Source organism: Actinopolymorpha sp. B9G3 (assembly GCF_040120725.1).
GTDB lineage: Bacteria > Actinomycetota > Actinomycetes > Propionibacteriales > Actinopolymorphaceae > Thermasporomyces.
Window position 1 is genome coordinate 1 of the sequence record NZ_JBEEAB010000078.1, and the last position, 1042, is coordinate 1042.

1 protein-coding gene is annotated in these 1042 nt (G+C 64.3%); it reads left to right on the forward strand.

Features of this window, described 5'->3' with window-relative positions; all coding sequences use genetic code 11:
* Nucleotides 1-87 precede the first annotated feature (87 nt).
* Nucleotides 88-1005: an IS982 family transposase gene (locus ABNF93_RS34650; RefSeq protein ID WP_349332501.1), complete on the forward strand. Its 918-nt coding sequence runs from the start codon at nt 88-90 to the stop codon at nt 1003-1005.
* Nucleotides 1006-1042: the final 37 nt, after the last annotated feature.

Genomic DNA, 1042 nt, shown 5'->3' on the forward strand with positions numbered 1-1042 from the left:
GGTCGGGACATGTGTGCGACACGCTGGGTCTGACCTGGGGTGATGGGGCGAAGGGTGTCCAGGATCGGCGTGTCTACACACGCCGACTTGGAGGTCTTCGTGATCGCCGACCTGGACACCCTTCTGATCGCACTTTACGTGGAACTGACCGACCGCATCATCCCTGCGCATCGGCCGACACATCGCCAGGGTCCGGGCCGACCGGTCGTGGTGACCGAGGCAGAGCTGGTGTGTTTGGCGGTAGCGCAGGTATTGCTGCGCTACAACGATGAGCGGCATTGGCTGCGTGCCGCGCCGGCGCGGGTGGGGCACCTGTTTCCTCGGCTGTTGTCGCAAAGCGAATACAACACCAGGCTGCGAGCGGTAGCGCCGCTGATGGAAGCTGCGCTGCGGTGGCTGGCCGAGCACACCCCTGGATCGGCTGAGCTACTGCGACTCATGGACGGCACTCCGGTTGGCTGCGGCCAGTCGAAGACCACCAGCACACGCTCGGACCTGTTCGGCTACGCCGGCTACGGCTACGAGACCTCCCACAGCCGCTACTACTGGGGGGCCAAGCTGATGCTCATCACCACCGCCGACGGCACCGTCACCGGGTTCGGCCTGGCTAACCCCAAACTGATGGGCGAACGCGAACAGACCCGCCGGATGCTCACCGAGCAGACGGCCAACCGACCCGCCCCTGGCACCACCGTGGTCACCGACAAGGGCCTATCCGGCACCGGCATCGAACAGTTCTTCACCGACCTGGACCTGCAGCTCATCCGCCCAGCCCGCACAGACGACCAGACACCTCGACCGTTCCCGAACTGGCTGCGCCAGCGGATCGAGGCGATCATCTGGACACTGAAGAACCAGCTCGGCCTGGAACGCCACGGCGGACGCATCCCTGCCGGGCTATGGACCCGCATCCTCCAACGCCTACTCGCGCTCAACACCGCCATCTGGCACAACTGGATCATCGGCGCACCCGTAAAACGCTCCCTAATCGCCTACGACCACTGATCGCTGACCTGATCAAAATTTCCGATCAACGATCTAG